Origin of the sequence: Paenibacillus sp. FSL R7-0179 (assembly GCF_038002265.1) — a bacterium.
In the GTDB taxonomy this organism is placed as follows: Bacteria; Bacillota; Bacilli; order Paenibacillales; family Paenibacillaceae; genus Paenibacillus_AQ.
Genome location: NZ_JBBOCC010000002.1, coordinates 1,490,146 through 1,507,737, shown reverse-complemented (window position 1 = coordinate 1,507,737; position 17,592 = coordinate 1,490,146). Strand labels below are relative to the sequence as shown.

The window sequence follows — 17,592 nt, the reverse complement described above, 5'->3', positions numbered from 1 at the left end:
GAAACAGGCCCTATTACCCAAATTAAGGTGCAAATGCGAATTATTACGCGGACCAACAGATAGCAAAATTTGACCGTAGACAGCTTATTATTGTGTAGATCATTCGAACTAAACGTTCGTCCAAACGAAAAAGAGCGTTCCACAGTCTCTATCGGCTGTGAAACGCTCTTTTTCGTATATCATCCTCTTTATGCCTTCGCTGCCTGCTGTCCGATTGTCCGCCCTACCTGCTCCAGGATAGCAGACACCGAAGCGGGATCATGCACATCGTACTCGTCAATATTCAGCCGCAGCACCGGGCAGGCGCTGAATTCATTGATCCACTGGGAATAGCGGCCGTGCATATGCTCCCAGTAGGAGACATCAGTCTGGATCTCCATCTCGCGTCCGCGCTCATTGATGCGGGTCAGGATCGAAGGCAGGCTGCCTTCAATATAGATCAGCACATCGGGATGCGGGAAGTATGGCGTCATCACCATAGCCTCGTAGAGGCTGGTGTAGGTTGCGTAATCTGTCGGGGACATGGTGCCTTGGTCGGCGTGCATTTTTGCGAAAATTCCGGTATCCTCATAAATCGAACGGTCCTGCACGAATCCGCCGCCCAGCTCGAACATTTTCTTTTGCTCCTTGAAGCGTTCCGCCAGGAAATAGATCTGCAGATGGAAGCTCCACCGCTCGAAATCGTGATAGAATTTCTCCAAATACGGGTTATGATCCACCTGCTCCAGCGAGGTCTGGAAATTCAGGCGCTGCGCGAGTGCTGCGGTCAGCGTCGACTTGCCGACGCCTACGGTACCGGCAACCGTGATAATTGCGTTTTCTGGGATGTTGTAACTGTTCATTTCATAAGCTCCTTTACTTGCTTTGCGATGGTGTTGAAATCTTCGGGATTTGCTACGAAATCCACCTGATTTCCGTCGATGGTAACGATTACGGTGGACGGTTCGCGGCGGGCCAGTGAGGCCATCGCATCGTCATAATCCTCAATTAACTGCTGGAGGTAGGCAGGGGCAATGATCTCTTCGAAGGTACGCGCGCGCTTGGCAATCCGGGCCAACAGCGTATCCAGATCCGCCCGGATATACAGAATGATGTTCGGTTTGGGGAAATCATCGGTCAGAATATGATAGATCTCCCGGTATTTGTCCCGTTTCGCTCCCTTCAGCGTCCGTTCCCCGAAGATCAGATTCTTATAGATATGATAATCCGAAATGACCGGCTTCCCTTGATCTATGTACTGCACAGTCGTGTCTTCCAGCTGCTTGAACCGGTTGCAGAGGAAGAACATCTCAAGCTGGAAGCTCCAGTCGTCCATATTCTGATAGAACTTGTCCAAAAACGGATTCTCGTCGACAATTTCTTTAATGACCGGAAGCTGCAGTTCGGTGGCGAGCATCGTGGCGAGGGTGGTTTTACCGGCTCCAATCGGGCCTTCCACGGCTATAAAGGGTGCATGTTTCATTAACGCTGATTTCCTCCTCAAGTACGGACAATTCCAAAAAACAGACTAAATTATTGTACCACAGGAGCGCCGTCAGCAACGGTTAATTTTCAAAGAAACTTTCCGTACCTGTGCAGCGTCTATATTCAGTAATATTCTATGGACAAATTTGCAAACATTACCGGCACCGCTGCTTACCCATCCCCGCTAACTATTGTAATCAACACCGTGACCAGAGCGACAACCGTAAATGGTAAAAGTGTAACTCTGGCCAATAAGGCGTTTGTCGTTAACGGCTCCGTCTACCTGCCGCTGCGCTTCATCAGCGAACAGCTTGGTGCTAAGGTCGATTGGCTGCCGCAGGAGGGCAGAATTGCGATAAGCTTGAACTAAAAGGGGATAGAACTAAGGTTCGGGGTCTACCACGATTGTTGTACATAATGCATGATTTCCGGCTAGATAAGGAGTAAAGGTGGGTATTGTTGCATTTTTTGCAGGAATTCCTGCAGTTAGCCGGATTAGATCAGTCTATTGTTGCATTATGTGCATGATTTCAGGGATATGGATGGATTGGTAATTGTATTGTTGTATTTTATGCAGGATTTCCTCTGTCTGCCCCAAAGAACGCTACCTCAGCCAGGGTTGAGGGGGCGTTCTTTGGGGTAGTGTTATATTAATCTACATACGGTAAGACTAAAATGATTTGCCAGCGTATTCCAAAGGAATCGGCCAGAACAGCATACAGCTTACTGAAAAACTGTGGCCCGATTTCTTGTAAAACTTCGCCTTCTTTACTCAATACATCGAAGGCCGTATAGAACTCAGCCTCCGAGTCCATCATTACATTAAAGCCTAACATGTTTCCTGCATCATGCGTATCTACCGTGTCGCTCATATTAAATATTGTTCCACAGATTGTGAGGGTTGCGTGCAAGACTAGATTGGACATTTCCGATGTGATAGTCATTCCGGAGTTGTCTGGGGCTTCTTGGAAGAGCATCACTTGTTTATCGGTCACCTTAAAAGCCCTCTCATACAACTGAATTGCTTCTACACATTTTCCTGGAAAATGTATAAACGGTGTTATCATATAAACGACCTCCTCTTAAATGGCTGACTAAACTCCTAATTGAGTCTTCACATATTGTTCAGGATAGCCGGTTTTGACAGCAATGGCTGCTGCTGACATACCTGAGCGGTACAGGTTAACTAGCGTAGTCTCCATATCTTCCCCTACCTCAACAATATGCTGATCATAATCATAGAAGCGGAACCCGTTCTGTCCCCAGGGTTGTTCCTTAATGTCGTGCAGTAACTCAAACCCGTCAGCCACAATCCGGTCTCTTAACGAGTAAATATCATTAAATTCAAAATAAATAACGACATTATGTGTTTTGGCTGCTTTGTCAATTTGATGAATTAACTCTGTAAAAAACGATTTTCTATACAGCGCCAAACCGCCTTCAAATCCAACATTATATAAGCCAAAATCAGCCTCTACATTACATTTGAGCATTTTGCATTAATCTAAGCCCTTATTACACAAAGGTTTTTCGAGCATGAAAAAGGACTTCACCCCAACTTGGAGAAGTTTTTTGGTAACGACACCAAAACACTCAAGAGGAGGAAGCCCCCTTTGTATATTCTCCAAGAAAGTCTATTTTCCTTTGAGGAGCTTCAAAAAATTGAATCGAAAGAACGACTGCCCCTCTTTTTCAGTGCACTGGATCTACGGCCGTATGCGAGACAATTAAGAAATCCTTCACCCCGAGGAGCGGACGGGCACTGCCGTCAAGGCATTCTTCGCGCATTACTCGCGGCTCCCTTAGAAAACATCGATACGTTCACCGGCCTAGCACGCAGACTGGAATTTGACCTTCGTTTCCGTTACCAATGTGGACTTCGGCTGGACATTCCCGCCCCTTCGATTTCTACGTTAAGTCGGGTTTTTGCCGAACTGACATGCAAAAACCTTGCCCAGCAGTTGTTTGAGGATCTTGTTGCTCAGTGTCAGGAAGCCGGAATCCTAGGCGGCACGCATGTCGCCATCGACAGCGCAGCCATTCACGCCTACGAGAAAAAAGAACCCAAGCGAAAAAGCGAACTCACCGGCAATGCCAATTGGGGAGTTAAACTCGATACGTTTGGCAACAAAGTCAAGTGGTTTGGCTATAAGCTGCACCTGGCCGTCGATACGGAGAGTGAACTTCCGATTGCCCTAAAGGTTACACCTGCTCATGTAAATGATGGCGATGAGGGACCTACACTCATGAAGCGAACCGCCGAACGATTCAAGCCTCGTTTTTTCATGCTGGATGCAGGATATGACCAAATGAAAAACTACGAAATGGCTCGCAGCGTCAAGGCCCAGGCCATTATTCCAATGAACCCGCGAAACGAAAAGGAACCTCCTGCAGGGATGACAAGCAAAGGGACGCCATGCTGTTCGATGGGGTTTCCAATGACGTATTGGGGACAGGAAAAGGAACGTTTGAAGTTTCGTTGTCCACACGCTACGGGGAAAGTGGATTGTCCTTTAGGTATGACGGCCTGTTCGTCTTCCAATTACGGAATGGTCGTTAAGGTCAGTAGCAGAGACGATTTACGTCGCTATGCGTTACCACACCGAGAAAGCCGAAATTGGAAAGAACTCTACAACAAGCGAACAAGTGTAGAACGATGCAATTCTCGAATGAAGACCTACCTAACCGCAGACCAATTACATGTTTGGGGCATTCAGAAAGTCACGACTCACCAATATTTGAATGCCATTATTTTGCTTGCTTCTGCGCTAGCTATCTCGAGACAACGAGGCACAAACGCCGCTTAAAATTTCAATCCTCTGAAAATTCTGCCCGTCTGTCCATTTTCATCTTTTTCACTCAAAATCTCAATTCAGCTTGAGATATAACCTTCTTTTTTTTCTTGAAAATGAATTATGCAAAATGCTCATTTAAGAATTTCCTCGTACAACATTCTTGATCTCGCTATATCTTCTACTACCAAAATAGTTGATTTAAAGCCCACAATAGCCCCTCCCAAATTTGCTAAAGATGTTTTACTAAGCTCATTGTATATTTTCGTGCCTGGCTAATATTGCACAAAAGCGACATTAGAGAAACTTTTTTCCACCCGCTGCGTCTATTAGGAATCTACTATTTTATGGGGTTAGGGGATCATATGATGAGAAAAAGAAGCCTGCTGATAGGATTCACTATGAGTCTGATCGCAATTATGAGCGTGTGGACATCAGATACCATTTCAGCACAAAGTGAAGCGTCCTCCGGCATCTCTTCCTACGGACCCGACTATCTGATTAAGGATGACGGGACCCTGTGGGTCTGGGGGGAGACGAAGTCCGTACCTACGCAGGTACATGGATTACGTGATGTGAAGTCTGCCTTCCCGCTATATTACAGTGCAATGGTAACCACCAAGGATGGATCGGTCTGGAAGTGGGAGAGTAATGCCCGAACCATGGCCATTGAAGTTACACCTGTGCCCGAATTGAAGAATATAACCAGTTTCCAAAGAGTATACCCGCGTCATTTGGCAGTCACTGGAGAGGGTGCGGTATATACTTCAGTTACGTCAACCGGCGACAATACGACTCCTCCGTTTGCGCCTGTTCCGGGCCTGGATCACGTTGCAGCTATCTCCCAATATTCCGAGAGCAACAAGCTTAACAATAAGTTTAACAGCTGGCAGCGTTATCTGTTCCTGAAGACAGATGGGACGGTCTGGACCAGCATCGACGAACTTGCCACTTTTACACCAGTTCCCAATTTGAAGGATATTGTCCAGCTCGAACAGAATTATGCGCTCAGCAAGGATGGCAGCGTCTGGACCTGGCCGGACCAGGATAGTTATTTACCGGAAACTTATAGTGACCCCGCACAGATAACTGCAACTCTTTTTTCCGGCTTAAAAGATATTCGAACCCTGTACAACAATGGACGCAGCCGGCTCGCGATTGACAAGCAATCCCGTCTCTGGTTCTGGGGCTCCACGGTCACCGGGTATTCGGATGGGACCACGTATCAGGATGAACCTGTTCCGATTGTCTTCTCAGGGATTAGTAAAGTGACCGATGCCTACATCGTTGAACAATCAATTGTGGCACTGACCTCAGAAGGAAAGGTCTATGCGGCTTCAATTGCAGCAGAACTTATGTCGCCGAATGCCCAGTTCTCCCTGCTCGCTTCCGATATCCAGTCAATAAAAGGCGGCGGAAGACACGTCATTATGCAGAAGAACGACGGCACTCTCTGGGGCTGGGGCGTGAACAAGAATGCTCAGCTCGGGTACGGCACTTACGAATTCAGCTATAAGCAGCCTGTCCCGATGCAGAAGCCGATCTCCGTTAGCCTGAATGGAGAATCCATTGCCTTCACGAACGGCGTCATTACCCGTAACGGACAGAATTTCATTCCGCTGCGTTCACTGTTCACCAAGATGGGAGCTACTATCGGTTATTCCATGGACAAAGTGGTAACGATCACCGGTACCGCTGCCGACAAAGCGCCGCTAACCATCGTCATCAAGACCGTAAACGGAGCGACAACCGTAAATGGTAAAAGTGTCACTCTGGCAACACCGCCGTTTGTAGTTAATGGCACCGTCTACCTGCCGCTGCGCTTCATCAGCGAACAGCTTGGGGCCAAGGTTGACTGGCTGCCGCAGGAGAGCAGAATTGCGATTAGTATGAAATAAGGGGGATAGACGGAAACCAGGGGTCGAGATAGCATCCAAATGTTGCACATTATGCAGGATTTGTGGCTGAGTAAGGAGCAAAGATGCGAATTGTTGTACTTATTGCAGGATTTCCCGCGGTTTGTCGGGTCAGACCAGCCTATTGTTGCATTTTGTGCAGGATTTCAGGCAGATGGACGGATCGGGGGCAGTAATGTTGCATTTTTTGCAGGATTTCCAGCGGCGGGGAGCGGAGCGACAATTGGCAATATCGCAGACTGTCCGTTAGCAAGCCGCCCCTTCCATCCCCCACCCAAAAAGCGCCCCCTCAGCCAAAGCTGAAGGGGCGCTTCTATTATTATCATCTACCCGATTAAGACAACCGGCCGCTGAAGTCACTGTATTCGAACTCGCGGATCACCTTGAGGCCTTCTGCTTCATTATAGGAAGCAATGGCCGGGAGGTTGACGCCGTTGAACATATGGTTCTTCACCATGGAGTAATGCGCCATGTCGGTGAAGATCAGCTTATCGCCGTATTTCAGCGGTTCCGGGAAGGAATAATCGCCGATAATATCGCCTGCCAGGCAGGTCATGCCGCCAAGCCGGTAGGTGTGGGCGAATTCGCCCGGTTCTCCGGCACCGATGATGCCAGGGCGGTAAGGCATCGCCAGCACATCCGGCATATGGCATTCAGCCGAAGTATCGATAATCGCGATATCCATGCCGTTATGCATGGTGTCGAGTACCGTCGCAACCAGATAGCCGGTGTTCAGGGCAACAGCCTCTCCCGGCTCCAGGTAGATGTCCACGTTGTAGGTCTCTTTCATGTGCAGAATGCACTTGATTAAGGTGTCGAGATCATAGTCAGGACGTGTAATATGATGCCCGCCACCGAAGTTCAGCCATTTCATCCCGTGCAGGTACTGGCCGAATTTCTCTTCCACAACCTTAAGCGTACGCTCCAGCGTGTCCGAGTTCTGTTCACACATCGTGTGGAAATGAAGGCCGTCAATGCCGTCCAGCTCGTCCGGCCGGAAGTTCGGCAGGGTTACGCCCATACGGGAGAAGTTGTAGCAAGGATCGTACAGCGGCACTTCAATCTCGGAATACTCCGGATTGACGCGGATGCCGCAGCTGATCTGCTTCGGCGCGTTCTGCACTCGCTGCTTGAAGCGGCTCCATTGATCAAAAGAGTTGAAAACCATATGATCGCTATAGCGAAGCAGCTCATCAAACTCGCGGTCGACATAAGCGGGTGCATAGACATGCACCTCTTTGCCCATCTCCTCGAAGCCCAGCCGGGCCTCGAACAGGGAGCTGGAGGTTACGCCATGCAGGTATTTGCCGACCAGTGGGTACATAGCGTGCATGGAGAAGCCTTTTTGCGCAAGAAGAATCTTGGCTCCGCTCTTCTCCTGCACATAATTAAGGGTCTTCAGGTTCTTCGTCAGCAGCCGTTCATCCACCAGATACGCCGGGGACGGCAGATTGCTGATATCAATATCGATGTCCTTGTTCTTCATGGCCATGCGCCTTAATCCAGCAGCGTCGGCGAGAAATCTTCTTGCCAAGGCAGGCCGTGTTTGTTAAGAGCATCCATGAACGGATCTGGATCGAACTCTTCGATATTGTGTACGCCCGGTTTGTTCCAGATGCCTTTGATAATCATCATTGCCCCAATCATCGCAGGAACGCCGGTAGTGTAGGAAATGGCCTGTGAGCCAACCTCTCTATAGCACTCTTCGTGATCGCAGACATTGTAGACATAATAGGTCTTAGGCTGGCCGTCTTTGGTTCCTTGAATGATACAGCCGATATTGGTTTTACCTTTGGTTCTTGGTCCCAGGGAAGCCGGGTCAGGCAGAATAGCCTTCAGGAACTGCAAAGGAATAATTTCTTTACCTTCATAATTGATAGGCTCAATAGAAGTCATGCCCACATTCTCAAGCACCTTCAGGTGAGTCAGATAGTTCTGCGAGAAGGTCATCCAGAAGCGGATCTTCTTCACGCCAGGAATGTTAACAGCCAGTGATTCTAACTCTTCATGGTACAAAAGGTAGATATCCTTCGGGCCGATCTCCGGGAGATCGTATACTTTCTTCTCAGACAGCGGCGCGGTCTCAATCCACTCGCCATTCTCGAAGTAACGTCCGTTCGCAGTAATCTCGCGGATATTAATCTCAGGATTGAAGTTGGTGGCAAACGGATAACCGTGGTCGCCCGCGTTCGCATCCACAATATCAATCGTATGGATCTCGTCAAAATAATGCTTCTGCGCATAGGCCGTAAATACTCCGGTTACGCCAGGGTCGAAGCCGCTGCCGAGCAGCGCTGTAATTCCGGCCTTCTCGAATCTTTCCTTGTAAGCCCATTGCCAGGAATATTCAAACTTCGCAGTATCCTGCGGTTCGTAGTTCGCTGTATCCACATAGTGCACTCCGGTAGCCAGGCAGGCATCCATGATCGTCAGATCCTGGTAAGGAAGAGCCACATTAATCACGACATCCGGCTGGAAGCTCTTGATCAGCTCAATGACTTCTTCCGTGTTGTCAGCATCCAGCTTGGCCGTAGAAATCTTGGTCAGGCCCCCGTCCAGCTTCTCTTTGAGCGCATCGCACTTCGACACCGTACGGCTGGCAATGCAAATCTCCTCGAATACATCCGGGTTCTGGCAGCATTTATGAACAACAACGCTCGCTACACCGCCAGCGCCAATAATTAACGCTTTTCCCAAATTAATAACCCCCTAATTATGCTTAAGTTATTAGTTATTAGCCTTGCTGCTCTGGAACAGGCTACATCCTATGAAAAATCAACAACGCTGATTATACAGAAACTTTCTCAATAAATCAATAAAATCCGACAAAAACTGTGATCTTCCGTGTAAAATCTGCAGTTTTCTACATTAATACTCTGTAATTCACTTCATTACACTGAAATCCTTCGTTTTCCTTCGCTTTTAACCTTAATAAATTGAAAACCAGCTTAGGGCTCCGTCCATATTTCAGTGCATCAGGCCAACCGGACAATTATATCACAACGGCGGTGTTGTTCAACATTTTTATTTCAAATTTAAGCAAGGCCAGCCGGATAAAATTGCAAATGAGGCACATTATAATAACTTACCCGTTTTTCGCTGCCGTTAACTGATAAGTGTAAAGGTCGCCCAATGTTAAGTGATCTGATCCGGTCCATTCGTTTATTATGCGTAACCCTGTCTTTCCCATACCTCTGTCATACCTGAGCGTTGCAGGATTAACCAGACCTCATCGCAGACGGCGGCTGTCCGCTGAGCTGCTTGAAGGCTTTGCTGAAATGAAACTCATCGCTGTATCCGCAGGCGCCCGCAATCTCCTTCAGGGTTAGCCTGGTGTACATCAGCTGCTTCTTCGCATGCTCATAGCGGATCTCACTTAAATACCCCTTGGGACTCTTGTGCAGATATTGCTGAAAAAGACTGCGCACATACGAGGGGGATATCCCGTAGCGCACCGCCAGCTCATGGATCTGCAAGGGTTCACTGTAGCGGCGCTCCAGCTCCTCCTTCATCCGTAAGAATAATTCGTATCCCTGCCCCCGGTCAGGATGGCCGCTCTCCTTAGCCTGAAATAATTCGTACAAAAGCTCATAGAGCAGCGCCTGAGTCTTAAGCTGGCTTCCGGGACTGCCAGGAACAAAATCGCCGGCAATCTGGCGGAAGAGCTGACCCAGCGCTCTGCCCGGCTCCCTCCCGGGCTTCAGGCGGAACGGCAAGGGCAGTTCATGAAGCGGCTCTACCCTCCCCTGATTGTCCGCTGAAGGCGATAACGTATACAGCGAGAGCAGGATCATGGTGATGCGCAAAGGCTCCCCGCCTCCGCTGCTCATCTCCATGGGCAGTCCCGGCCTCAGATAGAACAGCATGTCCGGCGACACCGGGTGCTCCTCTGTGTCTGTTCTAAATACCCCCTCTCCCTCCTGAATCCAGTACAGGCTGTGCACATGTATATTCTGACGGATATCCCTCCAGTGCGGGAAGGTCGTCTTGTCATGAATCCAGTGGATGTCCAGCACCAGATTCTGCGGAATCTCCTCCATGTATAGCTCCTCCGTTTCCCGGCCTGTCATTTCTGAAGCGTTTTTGACATGCCAATTCTGTTCATTATACCATGCCCCTCCCCAACATTCATTGCTACACTTAGGGCATTAACCACTGGAATGATGAAGGAGAGATGCAGGATGCCTGAACCACAATCCCCCTCAGTACAAGCCCTGGATTACATGCCTTGGATTGGCCTGTCAGAACAGGAACAGCTTCAGCAGAAACGGCACCAGCAGCAGCTTGCTGCCGATTATCCATGCACCTTCGGTGAAGCCTGCTTCGTCTCGCCGCAAGCCATCGTGCTGCCGGATCAGCTGACCCTCGGCGACCGGAGCTACATCGCAGGAGGTGCGATTGTCCGCAGCACACGGCTGGTCACAGGCAGCGACTGCTCTATTAACAGCTATAGCGTACTCTCAGGCGATATTACCATGGGTAATGGCGTGCGGATCGCTTCCCATGCAAGTCTATACGGCTTCAATCACGGCTATGCTGTGACGGATGTTCCGGTCTTCCGCCAGCCTTTGACTGTTAAGGGCATCGTTATAGAAGACGATGTGTGGATCGGGGCGAATGCCGTGATTCTTGACGGAGTGCGGATCGGCTCGCACAGCATTGTTGCGGCGGGGGCCATCGTGACCCGCGATGTACCGGCGTACAGCATTGTCGGCGGCAATCCGGCCAGGCTGATCCGCAGCCGTCTGGCTAGGGAGACAGTGCCAGAAGTTCATAAGAAGGGTGCAGCAATAGAGATGAAAGAGCACGCTGGCGAATATGCAGAGCATGTAGCGAATGCGCAGGGACCGACGTCTGCTCAATACCAGACAGATACCGCTAAGCTTGAAGGAGCGGGAACGGGCAGCGGGGTACCGCCGCTTGGCGGAGCGGAGCCTGCTCCTATAAGCCTGTATGAGCAGCTCGCGAATTTCAGCAAGCAGGTGCAGGAGCAGCTAACTCCCGTGCTTGCGTTCTACTCCGAAACGTTAGAGGGAGAGAAGCTGTTCCGTGACCGGCCGGGAGCGGGGCGGACCGTAAGAGCGTACTGCGATGCTGTGGAGATTGCTGCCATGTTCGGCAGTCTGCCGCCCGGCTGGACGAAGGGGGAGCTGATCGCCACCTTACACCAGTTCCAGGACAGCTGGACCGGATTATTGCCCGATCCGTGGTCACCGCCCGGGCCGGAGGATCAGCCGGAGCTGTTAACCGATCATCTCTCGCGTTATCATCTTCTCGCTGTAGGCTACGCGCTAGAGGTGTTAGGTTCTGCTCTGCCCTATCCTGTAGCCGTGGCCGGGAATATGGATACCGCTACACTGTATCGGCAGCTTAATAGTCTGCCATGGGCGGAGAATGCCTGGGGCGCCGGCGATTGGATCGACTGCTATGCTACCGGCCTGTATCACAATCTGAAATCCTTCGGCTCCGGCAGGCGCCCGGATGATCTGTTCGGCTGGCTGGCCACGCATTGCCGCCGCGACTCTGGGCTGTGGGGTCTGCCTACTGCGGAGGAGGGCTGGCTGCAGCCGGTGAACGGCTTTTACCGGCTTACCCGCGCTACCTATGCCCAGTTCGGCCTGCCCCTGCCGTACCCGGAGCGCAGCATCGATACCGTGCTGGCTCACAGCCGGGACCGCCGCTTCTTCCACCTGGATGTACTGAATGCCTGCAACGTGCTGGATGTCGTCCACCCGCTCTGGCTCTGCCGGAAGCAGAGTGATTACCGCCAGACGGAGATCCGCGCCTGGGCGGAGAAGCTGCTCGGCGAAGTACTGCCCTTCTGGGTTCCCGGACGCGGCTTCGCCTTTCAGCTGTCCCGGCAGCAGGAGACCGGCCTGCAAGGCACGGAAATGTGGCTAAGCATCATTTATCTGCTGGCTGATCTGTGCGGGTTAAGCTCCGCCCTAGGATACTCCCCGAAGGGAGTTCACCGACTGGAGCCTGCCTTCTCACTATCCTTATAAGCGCGGAACTTGTGCCCATAAGGCGGCCAGAACTTACGGCATAAGTGGAAACGAACCGTCCTATTTAAGGACGGTTCGTTTCAGCGAGAAATAGCAGGATAATTAACGGATGGATAGGACTTCCTTCGCGCTAACAAAATGTATGCTGTTTTTCGCATACATTTGGGCCGTGCGCCGCGTGCCACCGCAATGTATGCTGTTTTCCGCATACATTCGGGCCATATACCTGCGTGCCACCACAGTGTATGCTGTTTTTAACATACATTCGGGCCGTGCGCCTGCGTACCGCCGCAATGTATGCTGTTTTTGGCATACATTCAGGCCATGCGCCTGCGTGCCACCGCAATGTATGCTGTTTTTGGCATACATTCGGGCCATGCGCCTGCGCACCGCCACAATGTATGCTGTTTTTCACATACATTCGGACCGTACGCGACCATATGCGTGCTCTACGAATCATTCGAAGAAAACCCCGTTATATCCGCTCGTTCTGAGCAGAGATGACGGGGTTTTGTACGCTTTTATAGGCAGCCCCCGGTTATTGCCCGAAGCCGACGCGCGGACGCTTGCGCTCCTTGGTCTGCACATCTACCGCCCGGATGGAGGTTATGGGAATGTAGAGGGTCTGATACTCCGTACTGTATTTCACGAACCGCTCATCCAGCTCCTCCAGTACGCCTCCCCTGACACTTGTACCATCCAAAAAATGAATCGTGACTTCCTGTCCCTTCAGCGCTTCCAGCATGCTCTTCCTCTCCTTCGTCTCACAAATGGGTGATGATGGTGTCAATAATTCCGTATTCCAGTGCCTCCTCAGCCGACATGAAGTAATCCCGGTCCATATCCTTCTCCACCTTCTCCGGCGGCTGGCCGGTCCGCTGCGCGGTGATCCCGACAATCTTCTTGCGGATCTGAAGAATACGTCTGGCGCTGATGGCAATATCACTCGCCTGCCCTTGCACCCCGCCATGCGGCTGATGGATCATAATCTCGCTGTTCGGCAGGGCCGACCGTTTACCGGTAGCGCCTGACAACAGCAGCAGAGAAGCGAACGAAGCAGCAAAACCGGTGCAGATCGTGTTGACTTGAGGTTTAATTACCTGCATCGTATCATAAATACCAAAGCCTGCGGTAGTCGAACCTCCCGGGCTGTTAATGAACATCTGAATATCCTTCTCCGGCTCATCGGCCGCGAGGAACAGCAGCTGCGCAATAATGCTATTAGCCAGCCCGTCATCAATTGCCGCACCCACGAATACAATCCGGTCCTTCAGCAGCCTGGAATAAATATCATAGGACCGCTCTCCTTGGGCTGTCTGTTCTATCACATAGGGTATTACACTCATTCTGGTATGCCTCCTCTAATCTGTTTTAGTGTGAATACCATGTAAACGGGTTGCCTGCGCGAAAAGATACGGAAAGCGGAAGAGGTGCGGAAATAGCGGGGGTGCGTATCTTTTACAATGCACTGTTCGTTTATATAATAGAAGCAACGCAACCCATCGAAGGAGAGGGCTACTATGACGATTCTTGAACATCACCGGACACCGGATACGATAGCTATGGATACAAGACATCTTCAGGAGCTGGGAAAAGCACTGCAGCACTACTGCCTGTCGCTCACCCGCTCCCGCTTCGACGCCGACGATCTGGCGCAGGAGACCTGGGCCAAAGCGCTCGGCTACCGCAAATTCACCATCAGCCCCAATCCCGAAGCCCTGCTGCTGCGGATTGCCAAGAATACCTGGATTGACGCTTCCCGCCGCCGGGGGTCGCTCATCCGTGCCATGGAACGGTCTGGGGCAGCATCAGATCCGGCTTCTGCGGCGGCAACTCTGGAGGAGCTGTCCGGGCTGGAGCTGACCTTTCAGGCGCTGCTTGCCCATCTCTCGCCGCCGCAGCGGACCGCCTGGGTTCTCCGCGATGTGCTGGGGTATTCTGCCGCCGAGTCCGCCGGACTCCTGGCAACCACGGAAGGAGCAGTCAAAGCGGCGCTGCACCGTGCACGCCAAGCCTTGAGCAAGGTCCGGGAGGAGCTGATCCAGCATGAAGGTCCCGCGCTTCCGCAGGATGCCGATTACCGGGGTTATCTGCGGGCGCTGGCTGAGGCCTATGAGCAAGGGCAGATTCCAGTATTGCTGGAGCTGCTCCGCCAGGAGAACGCCGGGATGGTAACGGCTGCTGTAAGCACGTTTACAGTTCAGTCCGTGCATTCCGTGTATACAGACAACGCAAGATACGCCTATACCCATGGAGCGCCTGCATATGGCGGACTTCGGATGGCTGCATAATAGGGATGAATGGAGCAGCGGCTCTGCTCTGACTATAACTTAGGAGGATGATCCCATGAAGAAGGTGCTTGTGCTTGGAGGGACGAGATTTTTCGGTAAAAGACTGGTGGAGCTGCTGCTCCAGGACCAGGACAGTGAGGTCACCATTCTCACCCGGGGTCTAACTGAGGATACCTTCGGAGAGCGTGTTGCCCGGCTGGCTGTGGACCGGACGGATGAAGCTGCGCTTGAGCAGGCTGTCGGGGGGACTGTATGGGATATCGTCTACGATAACATTTGCTACACGCCGGATGAGGCGGCGGCAGCTGTGCGGATCTGGGCGGGGCGGGCCAAGCGGTATATCCTGACTTCCAGCTTATCCGTGTATGATCCGCAGCCGGAGGCGCTGGCTGAAACGGACTTCGATCCTTGGCATTATCCGCTGAAGGCTGGCGGGAAAGCGGATGTCAGTTACCAGGAAGGCAAAAGGCAAGCCGAAGCGATTCTGCTTCAGACAGCGGATTTCCCGGTGGCTGCGGTACGTTTTCCGATTGTACTGGGCACGGATGATTATACGCGCCGGTTGCATTTTCACATCGAGCATGTTCTGGCGGGAAGGCCCATTGGCATCCCTAATCCGCAGGCAGAGATTTCGTTCATCCGTTCGGATGAAGCGGCTGCTTTCCTGCATTGGCTGGGCCGGGAGGGCTCAGCTGTCACGGGGCCGGTGAACGCCTGCTCGGACGGCACTCTCCCCATTGGCAGCGTCATCTCCATCATCGAACAGATTACCGGAAGGACGGCTGTCGTCCAGAATGAGGCGGCGGAAGCAGACCAATCGCCTTTTGGCATCGGTGCCTCCTGGTTCATGGATACAGCAAAAGCCCGCAGTGCGGGCTTCAGCTTCCTGTCCTTATCAGAGTGGTTCCCGGAGCTGGTCTCTTCGCTGACCCGCACACTTCGCCAGGACCAGTAGCTCCTCCTCCAGCTCTTTGGAGATCTCTTTCTCCGGTTCGTTAACAAGCGTATTCAGGCCGGGCGCAGGCTTATCCTGCACCGGTATTCCCGCAGGCAGGGGCCGGTGAATTCCGGCTTCTGCCTTTTTTTCCGGCTGATCCGTCAGATTCGTATGCATCTCCTGCTGTGGCTTGGGCGGGATGTTCTCTTTTGTCTTCGCTATCGGCTGCTCTTCGTATACCTGCACTATCCCGCGAACCGCTTTATCCGCTGCATGCTTTGAGCTTGGAACTGCATCCGAATCTGCGGTTGAATTTGAACCTGGGGCTGGAACAGACTCTGACCCCTGCTCCAATTTGGCCTCAGCAGCCTCCGGTATTTTGAACACATTGATCTCCCGGAACAGCCGCTGCGAGATTTCATTAATCTCCCCGGCCTGTCTGGCAATGTCCCCGATGGCCTGATCCTGCTGGGTGCTGGAAGCGTTAACCTCCTGAACTCCGGCCGCCGTCTGCTCAGCTACAGCCGCAACAGAATGTACAGATTCGGCAAGCCGAGAATTGAGAGTACGGGTCTGTTCCACCTTATTGTGAATTTGCCCGATTTGTGTGCTGATGCCTGTAATCGATTCGTCGATAGCGGCGAAGGAAGCCAGGGTCTGCTCCACCTGATGGTCCTGCTGCTCCAGGCTGTCCCGGGTCTCCATCATATGTCCCTGGAAATCCGCCATACAGGCCCCAAGCTCCTGAATAATTTTGCTGATATGCACCGAGGAATTATTCGTCTGCACAGACAACTGCCGCACTTCATCGGCAATAACGGCGAAGCCTTTACCTGCTGCTCCGGCCCTGGCCGCCTCAATCGCGGCGTTCAGCGAGAGTATATTCGTCTGCTTCGAGATTTCGGTGATCGAATGGGTAATGCGTGAGATATCCTTGGACTGGTTCACCAGCTTGTCCAGCGCCCCATACACCTTGCCAATGGATTCCTGAGACTTCCGGGAGCTGAGGCGCAGCGCCGTAACGGTATCCGAACCCAGCTGTCTGTTCCGGTTAGCGGCTTCACTTGTAGTCAGCATTACATCGGTATAGTCAGTAATCTCCTGAACTCCGCAGGCCAGCTCCTCCAGGAGCTGTGTGCTCTGCTCCGACTGGCTGGCCTGCTGGTCCGCCCCAAGCGAAATCTCCTGTATGGTTCTGACAATATTCTGGTTCGTATGCGCTGTAACCACCGAAGACTCCTCAAAAGACTGCGCGTAATCAGCAAGCGAGCCTGCTGCAGACAAGGTCTGCCGCAGCATCCCCTGTACCCTGCCGACCATATGGTCGAAATGATGGCTCAGCTGTCCCAGCTCGTCATTGTACGGGGAGTTAATCTGCTGCCGCAGATCGCCCTCCGCGATCTGCCTGAGCGCCGCCTGAAGCTTGCGCACCGGCGACAGGAACGAGCGGATCAGCAGCCAGGCGAGCACCAGCATGAACAGGGAGACTGCAATCGCAGCGTACATCACGATGGATACCGTATCATCCAGCAGAGCGAAGGAGACTCCCTGGGCCTGATCGGCATTGGCAGCGGCAGCGGTATACAGCTCACCGTTAGTCTTCAGCATGTCCTGATTCAGGGCAAGCGCTTTTGTATGTATACCATCAATGGTCTCCAGCACACTCAGCGGGTCAAGGGTCTCGTCCGACATCGTCGTTACCAGTTCCTTTGTAAGAGCGCCATATTCTTTTACTTGTGAAGACAGTAGCTTATAACTGGCAGAAGCAGGCGTACCCTGCTTAAAATCCACCTTCCCCAGCTCCGCAGACAGCTGCTGTTGCTTCTCCTGCAACGGTTCGGCCTGCTCCAGGTCACTGGATTCCGCCAAGGAAGTCTCTGCGCGGTTCAGCTCCTGCAGCTGCTGGGTGATGGTTGAGACCGTAATTCTATTCTCCATTTCGCTCTTCTGCCGTTCCATGGATAGCTCGACCTGCTTGATTTTATGTCCCTGGTACAGGGCCACACCCAGAAAAATAAGTGTAATCGCCGAGAAACTCAAGATCAGCTTCCATTTCATCGAAAAGTGCAGCGGATTCCCCTTCAAAAGTATCATCCCTTCATATCTAGCCTGATTTTGCAATAGGTATATTCTGCTAATACTCTCTAATTGTAAAAGCCGGATATTAATTGTCCTCCTAAGTTATGT

The 17,592-nt window shown here is 51.8% G+C and carries 16 protein-coding genes; 6 read left to right on the top strand and 10 right to left on the bottom strand.

Annotated features, from left to right (window positions below; all coding sequences use genetic code 11):
- Positions 1–188 precede the first annotated feature (188 nt).
- Both MKX63_RS22975 and MKX63_RS22970 read right to left on the bottom strand, forming a co-directional pair.
- Complete coding sequence (locus MKX63_RS22975; RefSeq protein WP_341020322.1) at positions 189–842, bottom strand: deoxynucleoside kinase; 654 nt, start codon at positions 840–842, stop codon at positions 189–191.
- Positions 839–1,462: a deoxynucleoside kinase gene (locus tag MKX63_RS22970; protein ID WP_341020321.1), complete on the bottom strand. Its 624-nt coding sequence runs from the start codon at positions 1,460–1,462 to the stop codon at positions 839–841. Before MKX63_RS22970 ends, MKX63_RS22975 begins: the two co-directional genes overlap by 4 nt.
- Before the next feature lie 138 nt (positions 1,463–1,600).
- On the opposite strand from MKX63_RS22970, the gene MKX63_RS22965 reads away from it, so the two are divergent.
- Positions 1,601–1,834, top strand: coding sequence for a copper amine oxidase N-terminal domain-containing protein (locus tag MKX63_RS22965; protein ID WP_341020320.1), 234 nt, complete (start codon positions 1,601–1,603; stop codon positions 1,832–1,834).
- Between the two features lie 280 nt (positions 1,835–2,114).
- Here MKX63_RS22965 and MKX63_RS22960 read toward each other — a convergent pair whose 3' ends face one another.
- Positions 2,115–2,531: a VOC family protein gene (locus MKX63_RS22960; protein WP_341020319.1), complete on the bottom strand. Its 417-nt coding sequence runs from the start codon at positions 2,529–2,531 to the stop codon at positions 2,115–2,117.
- A 27-nt stretch (positions 2,532–2,558) separates the two neighbouring features.
- Positions 2,559–2,957, bottom strand: coding sequence for a VOC family protein (locus tag MKX63_RS22955; RefSeq protein WP_341020318.1), 399 nt, complete (start codon positions 2,955–2,957; stop codon positions 2,559–2,561).
- Between the two features lie 120 nt (positions 2,958–3,077).
- Here MKX63_RS22955 and MKX63_RS22950 point away from each other — a divergent pair, with 120 nt between their 5' ends.
- Together MKX63_RS22950 and MKX63_RS22945 are read left to right on the top strand one after the other, a co-directional pair.
- Positions 3,078–4,271 (top strand): transposase, encoded by a 1,194-nt coding sequence (locus tag MKX63_RS22950; protein ID WP_341014490.1) that lies wholly within the window; start codon positions 3,078–3,080, stop codon positions 4,269–4,271.
- Positions 4,272–4,624: 353 nt separating this feature from the next.
- Positions 4,625–6,154 carry a stalk domain-containing protein gene (locus tag MKX63_RS22945; RefSeq protein WP_341020317.1) on the top strand — a complete coding sequence of 510 codons (1,530 nt, stop codon included), beginning with the start codon at positions 4,625–4,627 and terminating at the stop codon, positions 6,152–6,154.
- A 352-nt stretch (positions 6,155–6,506) separates the two neighbouring features.
- On the opposite strand, the gene nspC is transcribed toward MKX63_RS22945, so the two are convergent.
- From nspC to MKX63_RS22930, 3 genes are all read right to left on the bottom strand, one after another.
- Positions 6,507–7,643, bottom strand: a complete 1,137-nt coding sequence (nspC, locus tag MKX63_RS22940; RefSeq protein ID WP_341023214.1) for a carboxynorspermidine decarboxylase — start codon at positions 7,641–7,643, stop codon at positions 6,507–6,509.
- A gap of 26 nt (positions 7,644–7,669) precedes the next feature.
- A complete protein-coding gene (locus MKX63_RS22935) occupies positions 7,670–8,869 on the bottom strand; it encodes a saccharopine dehydrogenase family protein (RefSeq protein WP_036702452.1) in 1,200 nt (399 codons plus the stop codon).
- Between the two features lie 521 nt (positions 8,870–9,390).
- Positions 9,391–10,242, bottom strand: coding sequence for an AraC family transcriptional regulator (locus tag MKX63_RS22930; RefSeq protein ID WP_341020316.1), 852 nt, complete (start codon positions 10,240–10,242; stop codon positions 9,391–9,393).
- A gap of 111 nt (positions 10,243–10,353) precedes the next feature.
- Here MKX63_RS22930 and MKX63_RS22925 point away from each other — a divergent pair, with 111 nt between their 5' ends.
- Positions 10,354–12,177 (top strand): acyltransferase, encoded by a 1,824-nt coding sequence (locus MKX63_RS22925; protein ID WP_341020314.1) that lies wholly within the window; start codon positions 10,354–10,356, stop codon positions 12,175–12,177.
- Between the two features lie 538 nt (positions 12,178–12,715).
- Here the strand turns inward: MKX63_RS22925 and MKX63_RS22920 are convergent.
- Positions 12,716–12,922, bottom strand: coding sequence for a hypothetical protein (locus MKX63_RS22920; RefSeq protein WP_341020313.1), 207 nt, complete (start codon positions 12,920–12,922; stop codon positions 12,716–12,718).
- Positions 12,923–12,941: 19 nt separating this feature from the next.
- Positions 12,942–13,523, bottom strand: a complete 582-nt coding sequence (locus MKX63_RS22915) for an ATP-dependent Clp protease proteolytic subunit (RefSeq protein WP_341020312.1) — start codon at positions 13,521–13,523, stop codon at positions 12,942–12,944.
- Between the two features lie 174 nt (positions 13,524–13,697).
- Between MKX63_RS22915 and MKX63_RS22910 the strand changes: the two genes are divergently transcribed.
- Together MKX63_RS22910 and MKX63_RS22905 are read left to right on the top strand one after the other, a co-directional pair.
- Complete coding sequence (locus tag MKX63_RS22910; RefSeq protein WP_341020310.1) at positions 13,698–14,468, top strand: RNA polymerase sigma factor; 771 nt, start codon at positions 13,698–13,700, stop codon at positions 14,466–14,468.
- Between the two features lie 55 nt (positions 14,469–14,523).
- A complete protein-coding gene (locus MKX63_RS22905; RefSeq protein WP_341020309.1) occupies positions 14,524–15,423 on the top strand; it encodes an NAD-dependent epimerase/dehydratase family protein in 900 nt (299 codons plus the stop codon).
- On the opposite strand, the gene MKX63_RS22900 is transcribed toward MKX63_RS22905, so the two are convergent.
- Positions 15,364–17,463 carry a methyl-accepting chemotaxis protein gene (locus MKX63_RS22900; protein ID WP_341020306.1) on the bottom strand — a complete coding sequence of 700 codons (2,100 nt, stop codon included), beginning with the start codon at positions 17,461–17,463 and terminating at the stop codon, positions 15,364–15,366. The two genes, MKX63_RS22905 and MKX63_RS22900, sit on opposite strands and share 60 nt — an antisense overlap.
- Positions 17,464–17,592 lie beyond the last annotated feature (129 nt).

Coding starts and splice junctions, on each gene's coding strand:
- MKX63_RS22920 (WP_341020313.1), bottom strand. CDS start 12,922: ATGCTGGAAGCGCTGAAGGGACAGGAAGTCACGATTCATTTTTTGGAT.
- MKX63_RS22910 (WP_341020310.1), top strand. CDS start 13,698: ATGACGATTCTTGAACATCACCGGACACCGGATACGATAGCTATGGAT.
- MKX63_RS22955 (WP_341020318.1), bottom strand. CDS start 2,957: ATGCTCAAATGTAATGTAGAGGCTGATTTTGGCTTATATAATGTTGGA.
- MKX63_RS22965 (WP_341020320.1), top strand. CDS start 1,601: ATGGACAAATTTGCAAACATTACCGGCACCGCTGCTTACCCATCCCCG.
- MKX63_RS22905 (WP_341020309.1), top strand. CDS start 14,524: ATGAAGAAGGTGCTTGTGCTTGGAGGGACGAGATTTTTCGGTAAAAGA.
- MKX63_RS22930 (WP_341020316.1), bottom strand. CDS start 10,242: ATGACAGGCCGGGAAACGGAGGAGCTATACATGGAGGAGATTCCGCAG.
- MKX63_RS22975 (WP_341020322.1), bottom strand. CDS start 842: ATGAACAGTTACAACATCCCAGAAAACGCAATTATCACGGTTGCCGGT.
- MKX63_RS22970 (WP_341020321.1), bottom strand. CDS start 1,462: ATGAAACATGCACCCTTTATAGCCGTGGAAGGCCCGATTGGAGCCGGT.
- MKX63_RS22925 (WP_341020314.1), top strand. CDS start 10,354: ATGCCTGAACCACAATCCCCCTCAGTACAAGCCCTGGATTACATGCCT.
- MKX63_RS22915 (WP_341020312.1), bottom strand. CDS start 13,523: ATGAGTGTAATACCCTATGTGATAGAACAGACAGCCCAAGGAGAGCGG.
- MKX63_RS22900 (WP_341020306.1), bottom strand. CDS start 17,463: ATGAAATGGAAGCTGATCTTGAGTTTCTCGGCGATTACACTTATTTTT.
- MKX63_RS22945 (WP_341020317.1), top strand. CDS start 4,625: ATGAGAAAAAGAAGCCTGCTGATAGGATTCACTATGAGTCTGATCGCA.
- MKX63_RS22960 (WP_341020319.1), bottom strand. CDS start 2,531: ATGATAACACCGTTTATACATTTTCCAGGAAAATGTGTAGAAGCAATT.